Annotated in this window: 18 protein-coding genes; 11 read left to right on the top strand and 7 right to left on the bottom strand. The window is 63.2% G+C overall.

What is annotated here, in order from left to right; all coding sequences use genetic code 11:
• Position 1: 1 nt before the first annotated feature.
• A complete protein-coding gene (locus tag H040_RS17910) occupies positions 2-478 on the top strand; it encodes an Lrp/AsnC family transcriptional regulator (RefSeq protein WP_003249795.1) in 477 nt (158 codons plus the stop codon).
• A 52-nt stretch (positions 479-530) separates the two neighbouring features.
• Entirely contained in the window at positions 531-734 is a 204-nt protein-coding gene (locus H040_RS17905; RefSeq protein ID WP_027917747.1) for a DUF2788 domain-containing protein, read from the top strand.
• On the opposite strand, the gene H040_RS17900 is transcribed toward H040_RS17905, so the two are convergent.
• From H040_RS17900 to H040_RS17885, 4 genes are all read right to left on the bottom strand, one after another.
• On the bottom strand, positions 731-1,360 hold the full coding sequence (locus tag H040_RS17900; protein ID WP_027917748.1) for a pseudouridine synthase: 630 nt from the start codon (positions 1,358-1,360) through the stop codon (positions 731-733). The two genes, H040_RS17905 and H040_RS17900, sit on opposite strands and share 4 nt — an antisense overlap.
• Before the next feature lie 6 nt (positions 1,361-1,366).
• A complete protein-coding gene (gene amn, locus H040_RS17895; RefSeq protein ID WP_027917749.1) occupies positions 1,367-2,830 on the bottom strand; it encodes an AMP nucleosidase in 1,464 nt (487 codons plus the stop codon).
• Positions 2,831-3,006: 176 nt separating this feature from the next.
• The gene (locus H040_RS17890) at positions 3,007-4,659 is read right to left on the bottom strand and encodes an acyl-CoA dehydrogenase family protein (protein WP_027917750.1); all 1,653 of its coding nucleotides are present in this window, start codon (positions 4,657-4,659) and stop codon (positions 3,007-3,009) included.
• A 163-nt stretch (positions 4,660-4,822) separates the two neighbouring features.
• Positions 4,823-6,814: a sensor histidine kinase gene (locus tag H040_RS17885; protein ID WP_027917751.1), complete on the bottom strand. Its 1,992-nt coding sequence runs from the start codon at positions 6,812-6,814 to the stop codon at positions 4,823-4,825.
• 265 nt (positions 6,815-7,079) lie between these two features.
• Here H040_RS17885 and H040_RS17880 point away from each other — a divergent pair, with 265 nt between their 5' ends.
• From H040_RS17880 to H040_RS17865, 4 genes are all read left to right on the top strand, one after another.
• Complete coding sequence (locus H040_RS17880; RefSeq protein ID WP_027917752.1) at positions 7,080-7,877, top strand: hydroxymethylpyrimidine/phosphomethylpyrimidine kinase; 798 nt, start codon at positions 7,080-7,082, stop codon at positions 7,875-7,877.
• A gap of 13 nt (positions 7,878-7,890) precedes the next feature.
• Positions 7,891-8,514, top strand: a complete 624-nt coding sequence (gene thiE, locus H040_RS17875) for a thiamine phosphate synthase (protein ID WP_027917753.1) — start codon at positions 7,891-7,893, stop codon at positions 8,512-8,514.
• A 17-nt stretch (positions 8,515-8,531) separates the two neighbouring features.
• Complete coding sequence (gene hemL, locus H040_RS17870; RefSeq protein WP_027917754.1) at positions 8,532-9,815, top strand: glutamate-1-semialdehyde 2,1-aminomutase; 1,284 nt, start codon at positions 8,532-8,534, stop codon at positions 9,813-9,815.
• Positions 9,816-10,029: 214 nt separating this feature from the next.
• Positions 10,030-10,575, top strand: a complete 546-nt coding sequence (locus tag H040_RS17865; RefSeq protein ID WP_027917755.1) for a tetratricopeptide repeat protein — start codon at positions 10,030-10,032, stop codon at positions 10,573-10,575.
• Between the two features lie 3 nt (positions 10,576-10,578).
• On the opposite strand, the gene H040_RS17860 is transcribed toward H040_RS17865, so the two are convergent.
• Positions 10,579-10,905, bottom strand: a complete 327-nt coding sequence (locus H040_RS17860; RefSeq protein ID WP_027917756.1) for a DUF1820 family protein — start codon at positions 10,903-10,905, stop codon at positions 10,579-10,581.
• 249 nt (positions 10,906-11,154) lie between these two features.
• Between H040_RS17860 and H040_RS17855 the strand changes: the two genes are divergently transcribed.
• From H040_RS17855 to lnt, 4 genes are read left to right on the top strand one after another with little or no spacing between them, the layout of a single operon-like run.
• Positions 11,155-12,153: a PhoH family protein gene (locus H040_RS17855; protein ID WP_027917757.1), complete on the top strand. Its 999-nt coding sequence runs from the start codon at positions 11,155-11,157 to the stop codon at positions 12,151-12,153.
• Positions 12,146-12,619, top strand: coding sequence for an rRNA maturation RNase YbeY (gene ybeY / locus H040_RS17850; RefSeq protein ID WP_027917758.1), 474 nt, complete (start codon positions 12,146-12,148; stop codon positions 12,617-12,619). Before H040_RS17855 ends, ybeY begins: the two co-directional genes overlap by 8 nt.
• A gap of 25 nt (positions 12,620-12,644) precedes the next feature.
• A complete protein-coding gene (locus tag H040_RS17845; RefSeq protein ID WP_027917759.1) occupies positions 12,645-13,484 on the top strand; it encodes an HlyC/CorC family transporter in 840 nt (279 codons plus the stop codon).
• Between the two features lie 8 nt (positions 13,485-13,492).
• Positions 13,493-15,010, top strand: coding sequence for an apolipoprotein N-acyltransferase (gene lnt, locus H040_RS17840; RefSeq protein ID WP_027917760.1), 1,518 nt, complete (start codon positions 13,493-13,495; stop codon positions 15,008-15,010).
• 78 nt (positions 15,011-15,088) lie between these two features.
• Here the strand turns inward: lnt and H040_RS17835 are convergent, their stop codons facing one another.
• The gene (locus tag H040_RS17835; RefSeq protein WP_027917761.1) at positions 15,089-15,850 is read right to left on the bottom strand and encodes a YdcF family protein; all 762 of its coding nucleotides are present in this window, start codon (positions 15,848-15,850) and stop codon (positions 15,089-15,091) included.
• Between the two features lie 130 nt (positions 15,851-15,980).
• Entirely contained in the window at positions 15,981-16,295 is a 315-nt protein-coding gene (locus H040_RS17830; RefSeq protein WP_027917762.1) for a hypothetical protein, read from the bottom strand.
• Between the two features lie 228 nt (positions 16,296-16,523).
• Between H040_RS17830 and leuS the strand changes: the two genes are divergently transcribed.
• Positions 16,524-19,130, top strand: coding sequence for a leucine--tRNA ligase (gene leuS / locus H040_RS17825; protein WP_027917763.1), 2,607 nt, complete (start codon positions 16,524-16,526; stop codon positions 19,128-19,130).
• The last annotated feature ends 2 nt before the right edge of the window (positions 19,131-19,132 follow it).

Raw genomic sequence — 19,132 nt, 5'->3', positions numbered from 1 at the left:
CATGAGCAAACTTGACCGCTACGACCTGAGCATCCTCGCCGAATTGCAGCGTGACGCGCGCATCTCCAACCAGGAGCTGGCCGAACGCATCGGCCTGTCGCCATCGCCATGCTCGCGTCGGGTCAAGCAACTGGAAGACGACGGCTATATCTCGCGCCAGGTCGCCCTGCTCGACCGCAAGAAGCTTGGCCTGAGCCTGACCGCCTACGTGCTGATCGGCATGGACCGGCACACCCCGGAACGCTTCGAGACCTTCGAAGCCGCCATTCGTAACCTGCCGCAGGTGCTCGAGTGCAGCCTGGTCACTGGTATGGATGCCGACTATCAGCTCAAGGTGGTGGTGCCGGACATGGACCACTACCAGAAATTGCTACTAGGCAGCCTGACCCGCATCGAAGGCGTTACCAGCGTGCGCTCGAGCTTCGTGCTCAACCAGGTGCTGGCGAGCACCGAGCTGCCATTGACCCACCTGCGCTAAGCGCCGGCCCTCCCGCGTATAATCGCAAGCTCAGCCTGCCTGGAGAACACAGATGGATCCCGCCGTATTCGAAGAGTGGATGATGATCGTCCTGGTCACCGTATTGATCGGTTTCATGGGCTTCATCGTCTGGGACCTGGCGAAAAAATCCAAGGCCGGGCGCTTTGGCACGATGATCCTGTTCTTCGTGCTTGGGCTGGGGGTGCTGGCCTTCATCATCAAGAGCGTGGTGGTGGCGTTTCTCGAAGGGGTCTAAAGCTTCGGCGCCACTTCGCGCCAGCACCCCTGCTCCAGCCCATCCAATGCCCAGTCACCGATCCGCACCCGCACCAGGCGCAAGGTCGGCAAACCCACGGCAGCAGTCATTCGCCGCACCTGGCGGTTGCGCCCCTCGCGGATCACCAGTTCCAGCCAGCGGGTCGGCACACTTTTGCGAAAGCGTACCGGCGGATTGCGTGGCCATAGCTCGGGCTCGTCCAGACGCCGGGCTTCGGCGGGCAAGGTCGGGCCGTCATTCAGTTCCACACCATCGCGCAAACGCTGGATCTGTTCGTCGCTCGGCTCGCCCTCCACCTGCACCCAGTAGGTCTTGGGCAGCTTGTGCTTCGGGTCGGCAATGCGCGCCTGCAGCCCGCCATCGTTGGTCAGCAGCAACAAGCCTTCGCTGTCGCGGTCGAGCCGCCCGGCCGGGTATACACCCGGGATGTCGATGAAATCCTTGAGGGTCGCGCGCCCCTCACCGTCGCTGAACTGAGTCAGTACATCGAACGGCTTGTTGAACAGAATCAGGCGTGGCTCGGCCGGTGGCGCCTTGGCCTGGCGACGGGGGCCGGCAGGCCGCGCCTGGGGGCGGCGCGGCTTGGAACGGGGGGGCAGTGGCATGGATCCTCAGCGGAACGGCGGCTCATCGAAGCTGCGCAGTTTACGCGAGTGCAACGAATTGAGCTCGGTGCGCAGCAGGTCGAGGGCGGCGATGCCGATTTTCAGGTGCTGGCTGACCGCACGGTTGTAGAAGGCGTTGGCCGAACCCGGCAGCTTGATTTCGCTGTGCAGCGGCTTGTCGGAAACGCACAGCAAGGTGCCATAAGGTACCCGCAGGCGATAGCCCTGGGCAGCGATGGTGCCGCTCTCCATGTCCACCGCCACGGCGCGCGACAGGTTGATCAAGGGTCGCTCCTGGGCCCAGCGCAGCTCCCAGTTGCGGTCGTCGTAGGTCAACACGGTGCCGGTGCGCAGGCGCTTTTTCAGCTCTTCGCCACGCTCGCCGGTTACCTGCGCTGCGGCTTCCTGCAGCGCCAGCTGTACTTCAGCCAGCGCCGGGATCGGAATGTTCGGCGGTACCACGCGGTCGAGAATACCGTCGCGGCGCATGTAGGCGTGGGCCAGCACATAGTCGCCGATGGTCTGCGACTGGCGCAGGCCACCGCAGTGGCCGATCATCAGCCAGCAGTGCGGGCGCAGCACCGCCAGGTGGTCGGTAATGTTCTTGGCATTGGACGGGCCGACGCCGATGTTGACCAGGGTCACGCCATCGCCGTCGCCAGCGATAAGATGGTAGGCCGGCATCTGGTAGCGGTGCCAGACCACACTGGCCACCAGGGCTTGAGCTTCGCCGTGGTCCATGCCCTTCTCGATCATCACGTTGCCCGGCAGCACCATGCGTACGAAGCGCGGGTCTTCACGCAGTTGCTCAAGGCCATGGCTGATGAACTGGTCGACATAACGGTGATAGTTGGTCAGCAGGATCCACGGCTGCACGTGGCGCCAGTCGCTGCCGGTGTAGTGCACCAGGCGGCGTAGGGAGAAGTCCACGCGGGCGGCATCGAACAGCGCCAGCGGCAGGGTTTCGGCGTTGCCCCAGTCGTAGAGGCCGTCGGCAATGTTGTCGGTGGCCGCCGACAGGTCTGTGCTGGGGAACACCCGCGCCAGCTCGGCGGCGGTGATGCCGCTGCCAGCCAGCTCATCGCCCTGGTCGACCACATAGGGGTACGGGATGTTCTGTTCGCTGACGCCGACTTCCACGGTCACCGTGTAGTCGTGCATCAACGGGCGCAGTTGCTCCAGCAGGTAACCGCGGAATGCCGCGGGCTGGGTGACAGTGACACTGTATGTGCCCGCTACCTGGACCTTGGCATAGGCGCGGGTAGTGGCAGCAACTTCGCCGTGGCTGTAGTAGGTCAGGCGCAGGGCCGGATAGCGGTACAAGGCGCGCTCGTCGGCATCCGGCTCGGTACGGTCCTTGAGGTAACGCTTGAGGGCCTGGCTCAGGGCCCCGGTGGCCTGTTCATGCAAGGCCGCCAGACGGTCGACGGCCTGTTCGGGGGTATCAACGACTACAAAAGCTTGGCTCACACTGGGCTTCCTGTCTGGACATGCGTGTAAGCCATCTTGCCTGCCTTCTTGGGTAAATACATCCCCATTGATCGGTGTCGCCTTCTTCGCGGGCAAACCCGCTTTCACACAAGCTGCGCCACCTTCAAGGTCGGTGATAATCCGGTGGGTGCGAGTCTGCCCGCGAAGAAGGCAACTCAGCCTGCCCAGGCTGGTGTTGCCCGAGCCACCAGTGCCACGGCATCCACCCCGCGCGGCAATGCGCCATACACCCGCCCGCCACCGGCCAACCGGCTACCGATGAACGCATCGCTGACCACGGCATTACCCGCCTCCAGCAGCAGCTTGGCCTGCAGCGCCAGGGCGATGTCCTCGGTCAGCTGCCGTGCCCGGTACTGGATATCGCTGGTATCGGCAAACGCCCCTTTGAGGTTGCCGATATGCGCGGCCAGGCGTGGGTCACCATGCCCGTCGCCTAGCTCGGCGAACAGAGCATCGAGCACCCCAGGCTCCTTGGACAACGCGCGCAACACGTCCAGGCATTGCACGTTACCCGAGCCCTCCCAGGTCGAGTTGACCGGTGCTTCGCGGTACAGCCGCGGCAGGATGCTGTCTTCGACGTAACCCGCACCGCCCAGGCACTCGGCGGCCTCGTTGATCATTGCCGGCGCCCGCTTGCAGATCCAGTACTTGCCCACTGCCGTGACGAGCCGCGCGAAGTGCGCCTGCTGCGGGTCGTCGAGCTGCTCCAGGGCTTGCCCCATGCGCAGGCTCAGGGCCAGCGCCGCCTCGCTTTCAAGGGCCAGGTCGGCCAGTACGTTCTGCATCAGTGGTTGTTCGTTCAGCACCCGGCCACCGACCTTGCGATGGGCACAGTGGTGTGCAGCCTGAGTCAGCGCCTGACGCATCAGTGCGCTGGAGCCGACCATGCAGTCGAAGCGGGTCATGGCGACCATCTCGATGATGGTCGGCACGCCGCGCCCCTCCTCGCCGACCATCCACGCCAAAGCACCACGAAACTCGACTTCGCTGGAGGCATTGGAGCTGTTGCCCAGCTTGTTCTTCAGGCGCTGGATGTAGAACTGGTTGCGGCTGTCATCGGGCCGGTGGCGCGGCAACAAAAAGCAGCTCAGGCCTTTGTCGGTCTGCGCCAGGGTCAGGAAGGCATCGCACATTGGCGCCGAGCAGAACCACTTGTGCCCGACCAGCTCGTAGGGCTGCCCCGGGCCGGCGCTGCCGACCGGGTAAGCGCGCGTAGTATTGGCGCGCACATCGGTGCCACCCTGTTTCTCGGTCATGGCCATGCCAATTGTCACCCCGGCCTTGTGCCGGTCGCCGACATTGCGCGGGTCGTACTCGCAGGCAAGGATCTTCGGCAGCCAGTATTCGGCCAGCTCGGGCTGCAGCCTGAGCGCGGGCACGGCAGCGAAGGTCATGGTCAGCGGGCAGCCGCTACCGGCTTCGGCCTGGCTGTGCAGGTAGGTCATCGACGCCCGCGCCACATGGGCTCCAGGCCTAGGCTCGGCCCAGGGCAATGAAGGCAGGCCGTGTTCGACGGCGGTGCGCATCAGCTCGTGATAGGCGGGGTGAAACTCGACCAGGTCGATGCGATGGCCGTAGCGGTCATGGCTGCTGAATTCCGGCTTGTGCGCATTGGCCAGGAAGCCTGCGGCCATCAGCGGCCCGCCCGCCAGGGCGCCATAGGCGTCGATCCGCGATTCGGCCCAACCGGCCCCGAAGCGCCGTGACCACTCCTGCAATGGCAGGTCGAGGCGATAGAGGTTGGCACCGTCGAGGGGTGGCGGCTGGTTGGTGACTTCGTGGGTTTCAGCGTACTGGTGCAGGTTCATCGGGAGCTCCTGGATCCGGGCATGCCTGAAAGGCCCAGTGAAGCACTCCCTGCGGGTCAGTCAAAGTGACATTAATGACTAAACATGTGGCGAGGGGGGAGACTCAGGTCTACCAGGGGCTCGCCACAAGGTCTCACAGGCGCCAAGCCCTCAAGGCATGCACCTAGAACCGCGTAGCCCCCGAAACAGCTCTGCCCGGCGGCATCTGCACCTGGGCAATGGCCACATTCAAGGTCAGTTCAAACCGGCTCCCTAGCCCCCGCGTCGACTCATGAGACAGCTTGCCACCAAGCAACTCGGCGAGCTGCCGGCAGATCGACAAGCCAATACCCAGTCCGCCATAGCGCCGGGTCATCGAGCCGTCGACCTGGAAGAACCGCTGGTAGAGGATCGCCTGGTCCAGGTCGTCGAAACCGATGCCGCTGTCGCTGATGGTGAAACTCAACGCGAGGCTTTCAGGGCCAAGGCGGCGACCGCGAACCTGCACCATCACCCCACCCTGGTGCGTGAACTTCAGGCCGTTGTCTACCAGGCAGCCCAGGCAGCGCGCCACTTTCTGCGCATCGCCCAGCAACTCGTCCGGCAACTCGGCGGGGATGTCCAGGCTCAGGTACAAGCCCTTGCCCAAGGCCGTTCCGGCATAGCCGGCACGCAGGTCCTGCAATGTGCGCCGCAAGCTGAACGGCATGGCCTGCGGGCGCATGCGGCCAGCCTGCAGTTCGGTCAGGGTGAGAATGTCGTCAACCATGTCCATCATGTCCTGGGCCGAACCGACCGCTGTGCGGTGGTACTGGGCCATCTCGGCACTCATGGGCAACGTGTGCATCAGTTCGAGCGAGCCGATCACGCCATTCATCGGCGTACGCAGTTCGTGGGTGACGGTGGCGAGGAATTCGTCTTTGAGGTGGTTGCTTCTGGCCAGTTGCTGGTTCATCTGCTCCAACGCCAGGCCTGTATCACGCAGGGTCTGCGCCTGCTGTTCGCGCATGCTGTTGATGCGATCAGCCAGGGCCAGCGACAGCAACGCGACTTCCAGCGCCGAACCCAACTGGCTGGCGTACATGGTGATGAACAGGTTGGGCAGGTAACCCAGCACCATCAGGGTGTTGACCAGCCCACCGAGCAGAAACGCCGTCCAGGCAATGATGAACCAGCGCGCCACGCGCAAGCCACGTATCCAGGCATACAACCCGGCGGCAAAGATGCTTACGGTGAACAGCAAAGCCAGCACCGTGGCCATGCGCAAGGCGATGCCGTAGCGCATGCTCACCGACAGCACCATCACCAGCACGCCACCCAGCATCAGGAACTGCAGCAGCCGGTCCAGGCCGCGGCTGATCTTGCCCAACTGCAGGAAGTGACGTGCGAACTGGCAACCGAACAGGCCCGCAGCGCCAATGAACAAAGGCGTTGCGGCGTTGGCCCACCACGGGCTGTCCGGCCAGAAATAGGCGACTCCCGCCCCGTTGACCGAAACCTGATAAAGGCCGAACGAGGCAATATAGAGGATGTAGTAGAGGTAACTGACGTCACGCACGCTGAGGTAGATGAACAGGTTGTACACCGCCATCACCAGCAGCACGCCGTAGATCATGCCCAGCACATAAAGGCGGGTCGGCTGATCTTCCATGTAGGCCTCGGCGGACCACAACGCCAGCGGTGCCTGCACCGAACCCTGACTGTGCAGGCGCAGGTAGGCGGTGGTCGACTGCCCCGGCTGCAGGGGTAGTTCAAACAGGTAATTGTTCTGGCGTATCTGGCGGCTGTCGTAGGGCAAGGCGTCGCCGGTACGCTGGGCCAGGCGGAACTCGCCATCGCTGCCCGGCAAGTACAGCTCGATATGGTCCATAGGCGGGTATGCCAGCTCCAGCAACCACTGACGTGGCAATGCATTGGCAGAGGCGACGTAGTGCAGGTCGACCTTGAGCCAGAACACCGAATTCGAGTAGCCGGCGTTCAGCACATCCTCGCGGTGCGTACGGAAACGGCTGGCGAAAATGGGCGCGCTGACCTGGGCGATGCTGGCGCTGCCATCACGGTCCTCGTAGACCTGCATGACTTTGCCCAATGGAAGGTGCCGGGTCGCCTCGTCGAATTCGACGGCTCCAGCCAGCGCGGGCAGCAAGCCCAGAAGCATGATCAGCAAATAGCGCATACAGCCCCAGCATGGCCTGTCCGGTCGCGTCGCGATGGCCTCCAATCCTTTTGAGACGACGAAATCCGGCAGAGCCCGTTTGTCGAGTTATCCGAGCACTCTAGCATAGCTTTCAACCCTGGCGATGGGCCACTTCAATTTTTGGATAAAAGCCTCTAAATCAATGCTTTCAGAGGTAATTGCCAATAAAATTTGACCGCTCGATCAACAAATCTCGTTTGTAGGACGATCCGCACAAATGGGTTTGGTGGTAAGCTCGCCGACCATGAATACCTACAGCTCCCGCCCCGTTGTCCTCTGTCTCTCCGGCCACGACCCAAGTGGCGGCGCCGGCTTGCAGGCAGATATCGAAGCCCTGATCGCCCAAGGCTGTCACGCTGCACCTACCGTGACCGCCCTGACCGTGCAGGATACCGTCAACGTTTCCGACTTCCGGGTGCTCGACCGCGAATGGGTCCTGGCCCAGGCCAATGCCGTGCTGGCCGACTCCACGGTCGCCGCCGTGAAGCTGGGCATGCTCGGCTCGATCGGCATGGTCGACACCGTCGCCGAGCTGCTCAGTGCCCACCCGCACCTGCCGCTGGTCTGCGACCCGGTGCTGCGTGCCGGTGGCGGTGGCCGCCTGGGCAAGGACGAAGTCGGCTATGCCCTGCGCGAACGCCTGCTGCCGCTGGCGACCATCGCCACGCCGAACCTGCCAGAAGCGCGCATCCTCGCCGAACTGCCTGACGGCACTGCCGACGAGTGTGCCGAAAAACTGTTGCCGTTCTGTAGACACCTGCTGATTACCGGTGGTCACGGCGACGAGGACGAAATCCACAACCGCCTGTACAGCCGCGACGGCCAGAGCCACACCTGGACCTGCCAGCGCCTGCCGGGCAGCTATCATGGCTCGGGCTGCACCCTGGCCAGCGCCCTGGCCGGTCGCCTGGCCCTTGGCGAGCAACTGCAAAGCGCGGTGAAAAGCGCCCTGGATTACACCTGGCGCACCCTGCGCGACGCCGAGCAGCTGGGCAAAGGCCAGTTCGTCCCGCGCCGCCTGCCCCTGGATTTCTGCTCCTGATACGAGGCTTTCAATGAAGCTACGCGGTCTGTACGCAATCACCGACAGCCAGCTGCTCGCCGGCCGTTTCCTGTCCCACGTCGAAGCCGCGCTGGAAGGCGGGGTGTGTCTGCTGCAGTACCGCGACAAGAGCGACGACGCCGCCCGCCGGTTGCGCGAGGCCGAAGCGCTGATGAAGCTTTGCGAGCGTTACGGCACACAACTGATCATCAACGACGATGCCGAGCTGGCCGCACGCCTGGGTGTCGGCGTGCACCTGGGCCAGACCGATGGCCCGCTGACGCCGGCTCGCGCGCTGCTCGGCCGCCAGGCAATCATCGGCTCGACCTGCCACGCAAACCTCGAGCTGGCCGCCCAAGCCGCCAGCGAAGGTGCCAGCTACGTGGCCTTCGGCCGCTTCTTCAATTCCGTCACCAAACCGGGTGCGCCGGCTGCCAACGTCGACCTGCTGGAGCAGGCTCGTGCCCAGGTGAAACTGCCGATCGCCGTGATCGGTGGTATCACCCTCGACAACGCCGCCCCGCTGATCGCCCATGGTGCCGACCTGCTGGCGGTGATCCACGGCCTGTTCGGTGCCGACAGCGCGCAGGAAGTCACCCGCCGCGCCCGCGCCTTCAACGCCCTGTTCGCTTCCTGATTTCGAGAGAAGATCCCATGTCCCGTTCCGAAGACCTGTTCGCCAAAGCCCAGAAACACATCCCAGGCGGCGTCAACTCGCCGGTCCGCGCTTTCAAGAGCGTCGGCGGCACTCCGCTGTTCTTCAAGCATGCCGAAGGTGCCTACGTCGTCGACGAAGATGACAAGCGCTACGTCGACTATGTCGGCTCGTGGGGCCCGATGATTCTCGGCCACGGCCACCCTGAAGTACTGGACGCCGTGCGTAACCAGTTGCAGCACGGACTGTCCTATGGCGCGCCGACTGCGATGGAGACCGAGATGGCCGACCTGGTCTGCTCGCTGGTGCCATCGATGGAAATGGTACGCATGGTCAGCTCCGGCACCGAAGCGACCATGAGCGCCATCCGTCTGGCCCGTGGCTATACCGGCCGTGACGCCATCATCAAGTTCGAAGGCTGCTACCACGGGCACTCCGACAGCCTGCTGGTAAAAGCCGGTTCCGGCCTGCTGACTCAAGGCGTGCCGAGCTCGGCAGGCGTACCGGCGGACTTCGCCAAGCACACCCTGACCCTGCCGTTCAACGATATCGCCGCCGTCGAGAAGACCCTGGCCGAGGTCGGCCAGACCGTGGCCTGCATCATCGTCGAACCGGTGGCTGGCAACATGAACTGCGTGCCACCGGCGCCTGGCTTCCTCGAAGGCCTGCGCGAGCAGTGCGACAAGCATGGCGTGGTGCTGATTTTTGACGAAGTGATGACCGGTTTCCGCGTTTCGCTGGGCGGCGCCCAGGGTTACTACGGGATCAAGCCGGACCTGTCGACCTTCGGCAAGATCGTCGGTGGTGGCATGCCGGTGGGCTGCTTCGGCGGCAAACGCGAAATCATGGGCTGCATCGCCCCGTTGGGCCCGGTCTATCAGGCCGGTACGCTGTCGGGCAACCCGCTGGCAATGGCCGCTGGCCTGACCACCCTTAAGCTGATCAGCCGCCCTGGCTTCCATGACGAATTGAGCGCCTTTACCAGCCGTATGCTCGACGGCCTGCAGCAGCGCGCCGATGCCGCGGGCGTGCCGTTCGTCACCACACAGGCGGGCGCCATGTTCGGCCTGTATTTCAGTGGTGCCGACGACATCGTCACCTTCGACGATGTGATGGCCAGCGACGCCGAGCGCTTCAAGCGCTTCTTCCACCTGATGCTCGACGGTGGCGTGTACCTGGCGCCGAGTGCGTTCGAGGCGGGCTTCACGTCGATCGTCCATGGGGAGAAAGAGCTGCAGATCACCCTGGATGCTGCTGAAAAGGCCTTCGCCGCACTGAAGTAATGCAATAACTGTGTCGGCCTCTTCGCGGGCAAGTCGAGGCGCCGAACCGCCGCTCCCACAGAGGCCGGCACAGGCAATAAAAGGTCCTGCACAATCAGTTATCCTCCCCACCCGGACAGAATTTCGCGTAAAACTTTGTAAGGTTGGCGCTGCTTATCCCATAATGTGCCACCAGAGACATTGGCCGCAGCTTTGCAGAGGTAAGTCGATCCCCATGAACCGCACCGGCCGCGCCCTGACCTTGGGCTGCCTGTTGCTTCTTCAGCCCCTGCTGGCCCTGGCGGAGGGCGGTAACTCGTTGCTGATTCCGGCAACGGGGCGCTGCACGCTCAATGTTCAGCCAGAAGACCTGCAGAACGCGCTGAAAGCCTGCGAGGAAACAGCGGCGACCGGGGACGCCCAGGCACAGTTCGAGCTGGGCGAGTATTACTACACGCTGACGCCGAAAGACCTGAAAAAGGCCCTGGACTGGTTCGAAAAGGCCTCGCTGCAAGGCCACGCCGAAGCCCAGTACCGCCTTGGCGCCATGTTCTTCCATGGCGAAGGGGTCAAGGCCAACAACGTGCAGGCCTATATCCTGCTGAAGATGGCCGCGGTGAACGGCGCCGAAGATGCGCTGGACATGGCCGACGAAGTCACCGAGCAGATGCCGCGCGACGAACTGGAGCACGCCACCCAGGTACTCGGCCAGATCTTCCGTAAATACCTGCTCGAACTGCAGAACGCCGAAGGGCGCACGCCGTTCTCGCCACTCCCCTGAGCCTTACTTCTCCGGCATCGGCATGGGGAACGGCATCACGTTGCCGCTGGCCTTGGCCTCGCTGATCTTGGCCGTACCCAGGCGCTCTACCTCATCGATGCGCACGATCGAATGCATCGGCACGAAGCTGCGGATCACCCCTTCGAACTGGTTCTTGAGTTTTTCTTCGCTCGGGTCGACCACCACCTGGGTGCGCTCGCCGAAAACGAACGCTTCGATTTCCAGAAAACCCCACAGGTCGCTCTGGTAGATCTGCTTGGCATACATCTCGAAGACCTGCCCCTGGTTGAGGAAGATCACTTTATAAATGGCGGATTCGCGTTTGCTCATGTTCGGCGGGTTAACACATGCGTAAGAAATGGCGCGCATGATACCTGTTCCGGCCGCTTCGCGGGCAAACCCGCTCCCACAGGTTATCCGCAGCCCTCGGGGTGGCGCAGTAGCTGCGGGAGCAGGCTTGCTTGCGAAGGGGCCGGAACAGGCAGTACAGACCGTTGAACGTTTCAGTGCTTTCGCCACTGCCCTTCAAGGGTTATTCTTGAGTTCAACTCCATCGCCGTCGAGCGGCTAAAAACGACCTTGAACGCACCCATACAACCCCATCGCTTCATCCTCGAACCCTTCGAGGCCCACCGTTTCGCCAACTTGTGCGGCCAGTTCGACGAGCACCTGCGCCTGATCGAACAACGCCTGGCTATCGAAATCCGCAACCGCGGCAACCAATTCGAGCTGATCGGCGAACCCAAGACCACTTCCGCTGCAGAGCAACTGTTGCGCCGCCTCTATCGCGAGACCAAGGCCAACGACCTGTCGCCAGAAACCGTGCACCTGTATCTGCAGGAGTCGACGGTCGAAAACATCGACAATCCGGCAGTCAACGAGGTAAGCGTCTCGCTGCGCACACGCAAGGGCAATATTCGCCCGCGCGGCGTCAACCAGCAGCGCTACGTCAAGGAAATCCTGGCCAACGACATCAATTTCGGCATCGGCCCGGCCGGTACCGGCAAGACCTACCTTGCCGTAGCCTGCGCCGTCGATGCCCTGGAGCGCGAGCAGGTTCGCCGCATCCTGCTGGTCCGCCCGGCAGTCGAGGCGGGCGAAAAGCTCGGCTTCCTGCCGGGTGACCTGGCACAGAAGATCGACCCGTACCTGCGCCCGCTGTACGACGCGCTGTACGAAATGCTCGGCTTCGAGCACGTGGCCAAGCTGATCGAGCGCCAGGTGATCGAGATCGCCCCGCTGGCCTACATGCGTGGCCGCACTCTGAACAACAGCTTCATCATCCTCGACGAGAGCCAGAACACCACCCTCGAGCAGATGAAGATGTTCCTTACCCGCATCGGCTTCGGCTCGACAGCGGTGATCACCGGCGACATCACCCAGGTCGACCTGCCACGTGGCACCAAGTCGGGCCTGGCCCATGTGATCGAGGTGCTCAGGGACGTACCGGGTATCAGTTTTACCCACTTCCAACCCAAAGATGTGGTTCGTCACCCACTGGTACAGCGTATCGTCGAAGCCTACGACCGCTTCGAAGCCCGTCAAGCCAAGCCTGAGGCCGGCAACAAAGATGCTTGAACTTGACCTGCAACGGGCCACGGATGCCGCCGCTCCTGACGATGCTGCTTTCCGCCGCTGGTGCGAACTGGCATTGCGCCAGCGCACGGCCGACTCGGAAATGACCATCCGTCTGGTCGACGAAGCCGAAGGCCGCGAACTCAACCACACCTACCGGCACAAGGACTACGCGACCAATGTGCTGTCGTTCCCGGCCGATGTACCCGACGACCTGCTCGACATACCGCTGCTGGGCGACCTGGTGATCTGCGTGCCAGTGGTAGAGCGCGAGGCCGCCGAACAGGGTAAATCGCTGGAAGCGCACTGGGCGCACCTGGTCATCCACGGCTGCCTGCACCTGCTCGGCTACGACCACATCGATGACGATGAGGCCGAGGAAATGGAAGCGCTGGAAGGGGAATTGCTGGCAGAACTGGGTCACCCCGACCCCTACGCCGACGATGAAAACGAACTTCTCACACACTGATACACCAAGGATCACGAGAACCGCCATGAGCGAAGATCGATCGAGCAACGGGCAGAAGTCCTGGCTGGGTAAACTGACCCAGGCTTTTGCCCATGAGCCGAAAAACCGCCAGGAGCTCCTTGAGCTGCTGCGCGAAGCCCATCAGAACAAGCTGCTCGACAGCGAAGCGCTGACCATCGTCGAAGGTGCCATCCAGGTCGCCGACCTGCAGGTTCGCGACATCATGGTCCCGCGCTCGCAGATGATCAGCATCAAGGCGACCCAATCGCCGCGCGAGTTCCTTCCGGCCGTCATCGACGCCGCCCACTCGCGTTACCCGGTGATCGGCGAAAGCCATGACGATGTGCTCGGGATCCTGCTGGCCAAGGACCTGCTGCCGCTGATCCTCAAAGAGAACGGCGACAGCTTCAACATCAAGGACCTGCTGCGCCCGGCCACTTTCGTGCCGGAGTCCAAGCGCCTGAATGTGCTGCTGCGCGAGTTCCGCGCCAACCACAACCACATGGCCATCGTCATCGACGAATACGGCGGCGTGGCAGGCCTGGTGACCATCGAAGACGTGCTGGAACAGATCGTCGGTGACATCGAGGACGAGCATGACGTCGAGGAAGACAGCTACATCAAGCCGTTGCCAAGTGGCGACTTCCTGGTGAAGGCGCTGACCCCGATCGACAACTTCAACGAGTTCTTCGACAGCGAGTTCTCGGATGACGAGTTCGACACTGTCGGCGGCCTGGTGATGAGTGCCTTCGGCCACCTGCCCAAGCGCAACGAGACCACCGAGATCGGCGCCTACAAGTTCCGTATTCTCAATGCCGACAGCCGGCGGATACACTTGCTGCGCCTGACTCCGATCACCCGCTAAGGACAAACATGCGTTGGATCACCCGCCCCGGCTGGCCCGGTAACCTGCTGGCCCTGGCGGCCGGCGCATCGACCCTCCTGGCCCTGGCGCCGTTCGACATCTGGCCACTGGCCCTGCTGTCCATCGCCCTGCTCTACCTCGGCCTGCGCGAGCTCAGCCCGCGCCAGGCCATGTGGCGTGGCTGGTGGTTCGGCTTCGGCCTCTACGGCGCAGGCACCTGGTGGATCTACGTCAGCATGAACACCTACGGCGGCGCCTCGCCGCTGTTGGCGATCGTCTTGCTGCTGGCGTTCTTCGCCGCCCTCGCCTGGTTCTTCGCCTTGCCCACCTGGTTGTGGGCGCGCTGGTTCAGGCGTAATGAGGCGCCCCTGGCCGACGCCCTTTGCTTCGCCGCCCTATGGCTGTTGCAAGAGGCCTTCCGTGGCTGGTTCCTCACCGGTTTCCCTTGGCTATATGCCGGTTACAGCCAGCTGGATGGCCCGCTCGCAGGCCTGGCGCCGCTGGGCGGTGTGTGGCTTATCTCCTTCACCCTGGCGCTGAGTGCCGCGCTGCTGTGCAACCTGCACCGCCTGCGCGAACGCCCATCATTCCTCGCGGTCGCTGCGGTATTGCTGCTGGCGCCCTGGGTGATCGGCACGGCCCTCAAAGGCCACGCCTGGACCACGCCTGCCGGCGACCCACTCAAGGTCGCGGCCCTGCAGGGTAATGTCGAACAAGACCTGAAGTGGGACCCGGCGCACATTGATGCGCAGCTGGCGTTGTACCGCGACATGAGTTTCAGCTCCCGGCCTGTCGACCTGCTGGTGTGGCCGGAAACTGCCGTACCCGTGCTCAAGGACCAGGCACAGGGTTATATCGACGTGATGGGGCGCTTTGCCGCCGACCGGCATTCAGCGCTGATCACCGGCGTGCCGGTGCGTGAAGTGGTGCATCATCAGCGCCGCTACTACAACGGCGTCACCGTGACCGGCGAAGGCGACGGTACCTACCTCAAGCAGAAACTGGTGCCGTTCGGCGAGTATGTGCCCCTGCAGGACATGCTTCGCGGTGCGATCGAGTTCTTCAACCTGCCGATGTCGGACTTTGCCCGCGGCCCCGCGGACCAGCCACTGCTGCAGGCCAAGGGTTACCAGATTGCGCCGTTCATCTGCTACGAAGTGGTCTACCCCGAGTTCGCTGCAGGCCTGGCAGCACGCAGCGACCTGCTGCTGACCATCAGCAACGACACCTGGTTCGGTACCTCGATCGGCCCACTGCAGCACCTGCAGATGGCACAGATGCGTGCATTGGAGGCCGGCCGCTGGATGATCCGCGCCACCAACAACGGCGTGACGGCACTGATCGACCCGTTTGGCCGGATCACCGCAGAGGTGCCGCAGTTCCAGCGCGCAGTGCTGTATGGCGAAGTGGTGCCGATGCAGCAGCTGACGCCTTACCTGCAGTGGCGGTCGTGGCCGCTGGCTATTCTCTGTGTGCTGTTGCTGGGCTGGGCGTTGCTGGCCGGCAGGATTGCAAAAACAGTCTGAGCCGCCGCACACCGAGCTTGCAGGAGCGGCCCTTTCGCGACACAAGGCCGCTCCTACAACAACCACGCAGGCCGCGAGTCAGTAAAACAACCGATACCCCACCCATCCAGCCGCTTCATTGAGCAACTGGCCGCTCTGCCACATGGCTCGGCTCTCCGGCAGCAACCCGCCGAACGGCCGTGCATGATCGCGCCCCAAGAACCCGACCGGCGCTGGCACCACCTCAAACCCGGCCCGCTCGAAGCTCCAGCGCGAGCGCTGCATGTGCCACGCCTGAGTCACCAGCACCACCCGGCGTATGCCCAACGGCTGCAACACTTTGGCGCTCAACTGGGCATTTTCCCAAGTCGTGCGGCTGGCCTCTTCCTTCCACTTCACCTGCACCGCGAAATCCTCGCGAAGGCGGTCCGCCATCAGCTGCGCCTCGCTTGGCGGCGTACCGTAATGCAAGCCACCACTGGTCAGCACTGGCAACCCCGAGGCTTTCGCCAGCCGCGCGGCAAAACGCATGCGCTCGAGTGCAGTAGCCGTGGGCTGATCACCACCACCCCAGGCCGGATCGCCCCGCTCACGCCCAGCACCGAGCACGACGATGGCATCCGCCCTGCTGGCCAAGCCCGCCCAGTCGCTTGTCGGCAAAGGCGGCACGGTCTCCAGCAGGTGGGCAGACTGCTGCACCACCAGCGGCAAGCTCATCAACCACAGGCCACCCAACCCCATGGCAAAACACAGTGCAGCCAGCTGCGGCCGGCGGCGGCGCAACCACCACGCCGCAAGCAGCAGCAGAAACAGGATGCCAGGCGGCATCAGCCATTGTTTGATGAAAAAACGGATCGGCATCGACACACCTCCATGGAAGGCGTGCAGCCTATAGAGGATCGGCGCCGGTCAACAAGTGTGAACCGGCGCCGATCATGGGAAGTGTGTTGTAGAACCGGCGCGCTAAGCCAGCGCCTGGCGTCCTGAACGGCTAGCGATGCGGCAGCGTCCTGGATCTCGCCGAGTTGGCGGGGCGTTTCTTGTCCTTGAGCCAGATAATCTTGGCCGTTGCCGGTTCCGCTTGTGGGAAACTTCCGGCGCAGGCATTGCGGCGTTCCGGGAGGGAATCCAGGTAAGCCTTGATCACTTCGAACTCTGCATGGCTCAGGCCACGCAACTCCAGCTCGGCTGGCATCTCGTCGCGTAATCTCACCGAGGTTCTGGCGACTTCCAGTGCCAGGCCAAGACGGTCGATCAGGCGTTCGTAAAGCTCCGGTTTGCTTGCGGGTAGCTGCGTCTCTCCCATCCGTTCACCTCATTGAAGATAAAGAATATCTCCCCCCACACCTGAGCTTAGCGTCGCTGCAAAAAGCAGCCAGATGCCGCGACCAGCGGGCATTCGCAATCAAGGTTTCCCACGATACGCAGCGCTGCTGTATGCTACGGCGTTCACTCTAAATGACACCGGAGTGCCGGACGCAGCGAGGTTCCGCTGCCTGGAACAAGGTCTCTTCTCTCTCAGCAAAAAGTAGCCATGCACGAACAATACACGCCCCGTGATATCGAAGCCGCCGCCCAGAACTTCTGGGACGAGCAACAATCGTTCGCTGTTACCGAACAGCCAGGCAAAGATACCTACTATTGCCTATCGATGTTCCCGTACCCGAGCGGCAAGCTACACATGGGCCACGTGCGTAACTACACCATCGGCGACGTGATTGCCCGCTACCAGCGCATGCTGGGCAAAAACGTCCTGCAGCCGATGGGCTGGGACGCTTTCGGCATGCCCGCGGAAAACGCGGCGATGAAGAACAACGTCGCCCCGGCCAAGTGGACATACGAAAACATCGACTACATGAAGACCCAGCTCAAGAGCCTGGGCCTGGCCATCGACTGGGCACGTGAAGTCACCACCTGCAAGCCGGACTACTACCGCTGGGAACAGTGGCTGTTCACCCGCCTGTTCGAAAAAGGCATCATCTACCGCAAGAACGGGACCGTGAACTGGGACCCGGCCGATCAGACCGTACTGGCCAACGAGCAGGTCATCGACGGCCGCGGCTGGCGTTCGGGCGCGCTGATCGAGAAGCGCGAAATCCCGATGTACTACTTCCGCATCACCGACTACGCCGACGAGCTGCTGGAAAGCCTCGACGAGCTGCCGGGCTGGCCTGAGCAGGTCAAGACCATGCAGCGCAACTGGATCGGCAAGTCGCGCGGCATGGAAGTGCAGTTCCCGTTCGACCAGGCCAGCATCGGCCACGAAGGCACCCTGAAGGTCTTCACCACACGCCCGGACACCCTGATGGGCGCCACCTATGTCGCGGTTGCTGCAGAGCACCCGCTGGCCACCCAGGCCGCCCAGGGCAACCCGGCGCTGCAGGCGTTCATCGACGAATGCAAGAGCGGCAGCGTGGCCGAGGCCGACATGGCCACCCAGGAGAAGAAGGGCATGCCCACTTCCCTGTTCGTCGAGCACCCGCTGACCGGCGAGAAGCTGCCCGTGTGGGTCGCCAACTATGTGCTGATGCACTACGGCGATGGCGCCGTGATGGCGGTGCCGGCCCACGACGAGCGCGACTTCGAGTTCGCCCACAAGTACAACCTGCCGTTCAAGGCCGTGGTACGCACCAGCGCGGGCGATGACGTTGGCAACGAGTGGCTGGCCGCCTATGGCGAGCATGGCCAGCTGATCAACTCCGCCGAGTTCGACGGCCTGGACTTCGCCGGCGCCTTCGACGCCATCGAAGCTGCCCTGATCCGCAAGGAGCTGGGTAAATCGCGCACCCAGTTCCGCCTGCGCGACTGGGGTATCAGCCGCCAGCGTTACTGGGGCTGCCCGATCCCGATCATCCACTGCCCGTCGTGCGGCGACGTGCCAGTACCAGAAGACCAGCTGCCGGTCACACTGCCGGAAAACGTGGTGCCGGACGGCGCCGGTTCGCCGTTGGCGCGCATGCCTGAGTTCTACGAGTGCAGCTGCCCGAAATGCGGTGCCGCGGCCAAGCGCGAAACCGACACCATGGACACCTTCGTGGAATCGTCCTGGTACTTCGCCCGTTACGCTTCGCCGAACTACGAAGGTGGCATGGTCGACCCGAAAGCGGCCAACCACTGGCTGCCGGTCGACCAGTACATCGGTGGTATCGAGCACGCGATCCTGCACCTGCTGTACGCGCGCTTCTTCCACAAGCTGATGCGTGACGAGGGCCTGGTCACCTCCAACGAGCCGTTCAAGAACCTGCTGACCCAGGGCATGGTGGTCGCCGAGACCTACTACCGTGTAGCCAGCAACGGCGGCAAGGACTGGTTCAACCCGGCCGACGTCGAAATCGAGCGCGATGCCAAGGCCAAGATCATCGGTGCACGCCTGAAGACCGATGGCCTGCCGGTGGAAATCGGCGGTACCGAGAAGATGTCGAAGTCGAAGAACAACGGCGTCGACCCACAATCGATGATCGACCAGTACGGCGCCGACACCTGCCGCCTGTTCATGATGTTTGCCTCGCCACCTGATGCGAGCCTGGAGTGGTCCGACTCCGGTGTCGAGGGTGCCAGCCGCTTCCTGCGCCGTGTATGGCGCCTGGCCCAGGCTCACGTCGCCCAAGGCCTGCCGGGCAAGCTGGATGTCGCAGCCCTGGACGACGCGCAAAAGGTCATCCGTCGCGCCATCCACGCTGCGATCAAGCAGGCCAGCACCGACGTGGGCCAGTTCCACAAGTTCAACACCGCCATCGCCCAGGTGATGACCGTGATGAACGTGCTGGAAAAGGCCCCGCAGGCCAGCGAGCAGGACCGTGCCTTGCTGCAGGAAGGCCTGGAAGCCGTGACCCTGCTGCTCGCGCCGATCACGCCGCACATTTCCCACGAGCTGTGGAAACAGCTGGGCCACGACCAGGCTGTCATCGACGCTGGCTGGCCGGCGGTCGACGAGAGCGCCCTGGTGCAGGACAGCATCACCTTGGTGGTGCAGGTCAATGGCAAGCTGCGCGGGCAGGTGGAAATGCCTGCCGCAGCCAGCCGTGAGGAAATCGAAGCCGCTGCCCGCAGCAACGAAAACGTCCTGCGCTTCATTGATGGCCTGACCATCCGCAAGGTCATCGTGGTACCGGGCAAACTGGTCAACATCGTCGCCAACTGATG

Origin of the sequence: Pseudomonas sp. URMO17WK12:I7 (assembly GCF_003269045.1) — a bacterium.
In the GTDB taxonomy this organism is placed as follows: domain Bacteria; phylum Pseudomonadota; class Gammaproteobacteria; order Pseudomonadales; family Pseudomonadaceae; genus Aquipseudomonas; species Aquipseudomonas putida_J.
This window is presented reverse-complemented; position numbering and strand designations above follow the sequence as displayed.

What these genes read in the sequence shown, in the direction of transcription:
- H040_RS17910 (WP_003249795.1), top strand. Translation starts at nt 2, where the DNA reads ATGAGCAAACTTGACCGCTACGACCTGAGCATCCTCGCCGAATTGCAG.
- H040_RS17905 (WP_027917747.1), top strand. Translation starts at nt 531, where the DNA reads ATGGATCCCGCCGTATTCGAAGAGTGGATGATGATCGTCCTGGTCACC.
- H040_RS17900 (WP_027917748.1), bottom strand. Translation starts at nt 1,360, where the DNA reads ATGCCACTGCCCCCCCGTTCCAAGCCGCGCCGCCCCCAGGCGCGGCCT.
- H040_RS17890 (WP_027917750.1), bottom strand. Translation starts at nt 4,659, where the DNA reads ATGAACCTGCACCAGTACGCTGAAACCCACGAAGTCACCAACCAGCCG.
- H040_RS17885 (WP_027917751.1), bottom strand. Translation starts at nt 6,814, where the DNA reads ATGCGCTATTTGCTGATCATGCTTCTGGGCTTGCTGCCCGCGCTGGCT.
- H040_RS17880 (WP_027917752.1), top strand. Translation starts at nt 7,080, where the DNA reads ATGAATACCTACAGCTCCCGCCCCGTTGTCCTCTGTCTCTCCGGCCAC.
- thiE (WP_027917753.1), top strand. Translation starts at nt 7,891, where the DNA reads ATGAAGCTACGCGGTCTGTACGCAATCACCGACAGCCAGCTGCTCGCC.
- hemL (WP_027917754.1), top strand. Translation starts at nt 8,532, where the DNA reads ATGTCCCGTTCCGAAGACCTGTTCGCCAAAGCCCAGAAACACATCCCA.
- H040_RS17865 (WP_027917755.1), top strand. Translation starts at nt 10,030, where the DNA reads ATGAACCGCACCGGCCGCGCCCTGACCTTGGGCTGCCTGTTGCTTCTT.
- H040_RS17860 (WP_027917756.1), bottom strand. Translation starts at nt 10,905, where the DNA reads ATGAGCAAACGCGAATCCGCCATTTATAAAGTGATCTTCCTCAACCAG.
- ybeY (WP_027917758.1), top strand. Translation starts at nt 12,146, where the DNA reads ATGCTTGAACTTGACCTGCAACGGGCCACGGATGCCGCCGCTCCTGAC.
- H040_RS17845 (WP_027917759.1), top strand. Translation starts at nt 12,645, where the DNA reads ATGAGCGAAGATCGATCGAGCAACGGGCAGAAGTCCTGGCTGGGTAAA.
- lnt (WP_027917760.1), top strand. Translation starts at nt 13,493, where the DNA reads ATGCGTTGGATCACCCGCCCCGGCTGGCCCGGTAACCTGCTGGCCCTG.
- H040_RS17835 (WP_027917761.1), bottom strand. Translation starts at nt 15,850, where the DNA reads ATGCCGATCCGTTTTTTCATCAAACAATGGCTGATGCCGCCTGGCATC.
- H040_RS17830 (WP_027917762.1), bottom strand. Translation starts at nt 16,295, where the DNA reads ATGGGAGAGACGCAGCTACCCGCAAGCAAACCGGAGCTTTACGAACGC.
- leuS (WP_027917763.1), top strand. Translation starts at nt 16,524, where the DNA reads ATGCACGAACAATACACGCCCCGTGATATCGAAGCCGCCGCCCAGAAC.